The following is a 3,567-nucleotide window of genomic DNA, read 5'->3' as shown; positions in this document are numbered from 1 at the left end:
CTATGCAAACTCACCGGCGGCACGCCCAAGCCGCAAGCGGACGATGTCGTCACCCGCATGTTGCGTACCACCTTCCCGGATACCGTCGATTTCGGCCTGCTGCGCGTCGGTATCAATGCGGGCGGCCTGTTGTGAACGGCTACATAAATCCGCCCATATCTGGCGGACAGCGCGTCGTGGTCATGAGCTTGCTGACGGCGAGCGTTGGTAATAGTTTCGCGGCGGGGAGGCGGGACTACTGAGTGGACTGGGGGTGTTGGAAGGAGCCCGGAGGGCGACTAGAAACACCCCCAGTCCACTTGTGGCGGCCAATATATGAGGGGGTTGGGCGGGTGATGCGCTGAAGTAGCGAGCGCGGCGCGGATGCACTAGAAAGGCTGTCAGCCTATGGAAGCAGGCGCGACACCGGCCACAAACCTGCAAGTTCAATTCCGATGTCGCGCCCCGTGCCCGGGCGGGCGACGTTGCGTGGAAAGTATTTCACCCCTCCCCCGATCCTGTCGAGCACCCATCGGCCTTGTCAGCCGATGGAACCTCCGGGACGACGCTACCTCTGTGCCCGCTGCCGCAGCGCGGTACTCATCTGCAGTCGCTGCGACCGCGGTCATCGCTATTGTGCGGGCGGCTGTGCCGAAGCCGCCCGCACCGACTCCCTGCGCGCCGCCGGTCAGCGCTATCAAGCCAGTCCGCGCGGACGCATAGCCCATGCCGAGCGCCAGCGCCGCTACCGTGCCAGTCAAGCAATAGTGACGCATCACGGTTCCCCACCCCCAGCCCCTCCGGCTCTACTGCGGCCTGATCCAGCAGCGCCCAAGGCCAGCGTCTCCCCCGTACCCCGGCACTGCCATTTCTGTGGTTGTGCCCTGGTGGAACAGGTCAGACTGGGCTTTCTGCGCCATCGGATCCGTCGTCCTTCCCCCCCATCCGACCGGAGAGATCACATCCATGGCCCTGCCCCCTGAACTCGAAGCCCAGATCCTGCGTTACTACCACGTTGAGAAATGGCGCATCGGCACCATCGCCCGACAGTTGCACGTCCATCACGGCAGCGTCGAACGTGTCCTGCGCCAGGCCGGTGTGCCGCGCATCGTTGCCGCGCGCCCGTCCCGCATCGACCCCTGGCTGCCCTTCATCCACGAGACCCTGGAGAAATTCCCCAGCCTCACCGCCAGCCGCCTCTACGCCATGGTCCGGGAGCGCGGCTACTGCGGCGGTCCCGACCACTTCCGCCACCTTATCGCCTTGCACCGCCCCCGGCCCGCGGCGGAAGCCTATCTGCGTCTGGTGAGCCTGTCGGGCGATCAGGGGCAAGTCGATTGGGGTCACTTCGGCCATCTCCAGATTGGCCGGGCCCGGCGCCCCTTGATGGCCTTCGTCATGGTGTTGTCCTGGTCTCGGCGCATTTACCTGCGCTTCTTCCTTGACGCCCGCATGGAGAACTTCCTGCGCGGCCACGCCGGCGCGTTCGAGACCTGGGGCGGCTTGCCCCGGGTCCTGCTGTACGACAACCTGAAGAGCGCTGTACTCGAGCGGGTGGGTGATGCCATCCGTTTCCATCCCACCCTGCTCGCCTTCGCCGGCCACTATCGCTATGAGCCGCGACCGGTGGCGGTGGCGCGGGGCAACGAGAAGGGACGGGTCGAACGGGCGATCCGCTATGTACGCGACAGCTTCTTCGCCGCGCGCACCTACACCGACCTGGCTGACCTCAATCGGCAGGCCGAGGCGTGGTGTCTGGGTCAGGCGGACGATCGCCTCTGCCCGCAAGATCGAACCCTGACCGTGCGGGAAGCCTTTGCCCAGGAACAATCCCATCTGCTCACCCTGCCAGACAACCCCTGGCCCCAGGAGGAACGGGTTGAAGCATCGGTGGGCAAAACGCCTTATGTTCGTTTCGACCTCAACGACTACTCGGTGCCCCACACCCTGGTGCGCAAGACCCTGACGGTGCTGGCCGATGCCGAACGGGTCCGGGTGCTCGATGGACCGACCATCGTGGCTACGCACCTGCGCAGCTATGACCGGGGCCAGCAGATCGAGGACCCGGCGCACATCGCAGAGCTGGTTGAACGGAAGGCCCAGGCCCATGCGCAGCGCGGGATGAACTGGCTGGTCCAGGCGGTGCCCGCCAGTCGAACCTTGCTCACCCAGGCGGCCGAGCGGGGCGAGAACCTGGGATCCATCACCGTCACCCTGGGGCGTCTGGTGGAGCGCTACGGCGCCGCGGAGGTGGAGGCCGCGGTGCTGATGGCCCTGGCGCGCGGAGTGCCTCATCCCAACGCGGTGCGTCAGGCCTTGGAGGTCCGGCGGGAAGCCCGCGACCAGGCGCCGCCGGTGGCGCCCTGTCTGCCGGCCCACGTCGTCGCTCGCGATGCCCAGGTCCTACCGCATCGGCTGGAAACCTACGACCAACTGTCCCGGACATCGGGAGGTCAGAATGAATCTTGAGACCCTGCGGGATCGCGCTACCGCCTTGCGCCTGCATGGCCTGTTGGCGCATTGGCCCGAAGTGGCCACCGCCGAGTGGCTGCCGTCGCTACTCCAGTGGGAAGAGGCAGAGCGCGGCCGGCGCAGCCTGGAGCGACGTCTGGCCTCGGCCCACATTGGGCGCTTCAAGCCCCTGGCGGATTTCGACTGGACCTGGCCCAGCCGCTGCGACCGGGCCTCGGTGGAAACGCTGATGGCCCTCGAATTCATCGCAGAAGCCGCCAATATCGTGCTGGTCGGCCCCAACGGCGTGGGGAAATCGACGCTGGCGCGCAATATTGCGCATCAAGCCCTGATCCAGGGCCACACTGTGCGCTTCACCACCGCCGGCGAGCTGTTGGGCGAACTGGCGGCCCTGGACAGTGATACGGCCCTGCGCCGCCGACTGCGCCACTACGCCAGCCCGGATTTACTGGTCATCGACGAAATCGGCTACCTGTCCTACTCGAACCGCCATGCGGACCTGCTGTTCGAACTGGTGAGCCGGCGCTACGAGGCGAAGAGCACCCTGGTGACGACGAACAAGCCGTTCGCGGAGTGGGCGACGGTGTTCCCCAACGCCGCCTGCGTGGTATCGCTGGTGGACCGACTGGTGCACCACGCCGAGGTGGTCGTCATCGAAGGCGATTCATACCGCCTGAAGGAGGCCAAGGAGCGGGCCGAACAGCGCGGGCGCCCACGCCGCAAGGGGGCGCCATGAAACCCTGGCATCTCCCCTCCGGCCGCCAGCGCGGCATCCCCTTCCTGCTGCCCGACGACTGGTCGCCGGAGCAGGCCCTGGTCGTACTCGAACTGCTCGACGACCTGCGCGAGGTGCTTTGGGCGCGCTATCAGATCCGGGTGCAAGAGCTTCTCAACGAGGAGTTCTGCAACGGGCCTGGATCAGCCTCATGCAGCACCGAGGAGGAAGACCCACCGTTCTGATTTACAACCGCGCGTAGCTGAAATTGCGAAGGGGCCCAACTGGGCCCCTTCGCCGTTCCCTGTCCTACATTCCTGCCGCTCCGCCAGATAGTGGCGGGTTTAGACAGCCGGTAACACCTGGGTCTGGCCTGTCTACACGTGAGCGCATAGGCGCTA

Annotated in this window: 3 protein-coding genes; all 3 read left to right on the top strand. The window is 66.1% G+C overall.

Annotation, left to right across the window (positions count from 1 at the left end):
• Positions 1 to 945: 945 nt before the first annotated feature.
• Genes istA through ACIQ3B_RS18315 form a run of 3 tightly spaced genes read left to right on the top strand, consistent with a single transcriptional unit; the run spans position 946 to position 3,411 of the window.
• Complete coding sequence (gene istA, locus ACIQ3B_RS18325; RefSeq protein WP_397405152.1) at positions 946 to 2,448, top strand: IS21 family transposase; 1,503 nt, start codon at positions 946 to 948, stop codon at positions 2,446 to 2,448.
• A complete protein-coding gene (gene istB, locus ACIQ3B_RS18320) occupies positions 2,438 to 3,187 on the top strand; it encodes an IS21-like element helper ATPase IstB (RefSeq protein WP_397405151.1) in 750 nt (249 codons plus the stop codon). Before istA ends, istB begins: the two co-directional genes overlap by 11 nt.
• Positions 3,184 to 3,411, top strand: coding sequence for a hypothetical protein (locus ACIQ3B_RS18315; protein ID WP_397405149.1), 228 nt, complete (start codon positions 3,184 to 3,186; stop codon positions 3,409 to 3,411). Before istB ends, ACIQ3B_RS18315 begins: the two co-directional genes overlap by 4 nt.
• The last annotated feature ends 156 nt before the right edge of the window (positions 3,412 to 3,567 follow it).

It is taken from the genome of Phenylobacterium sp., from assembly GCF_044358365.1.
Lineage (GTDB): Bacteria > Pseudomonadota > Alphaproteobacteria > Caulobacterales > Caulobacteraceae > Phenylobacterium.
The sequence above is the reverse complement of the archived record's forward strand: the minus strand, read 5'-3'. Positions and strand labels throughout refer to the sequence as shown.

Excerpts from the sequence above, each read along its gene's own strand:
- ACIQ3B_RS18315 (WP_397405149.1), top strand. The coding sequence starts at position 3,184 with ATGAAACCCTGGCATCTCCCCTCCGGCCGCCAGCGCGGCATCCCCTTC.
- istA (WP_397405152.1), top strand. The coding sequence starts at position 946 with ATGGCCCTGCCCCCTGAACTCGAAGCCCAGATCCTGCGTTACTACCAC.
- istB (WP_397405151.1), top strand. The coding sequence starts at position 2,438 with ATGAATCTTGAGACCCTGCGGGATCGCGCTACCGCCTTGCGCCTGCAT.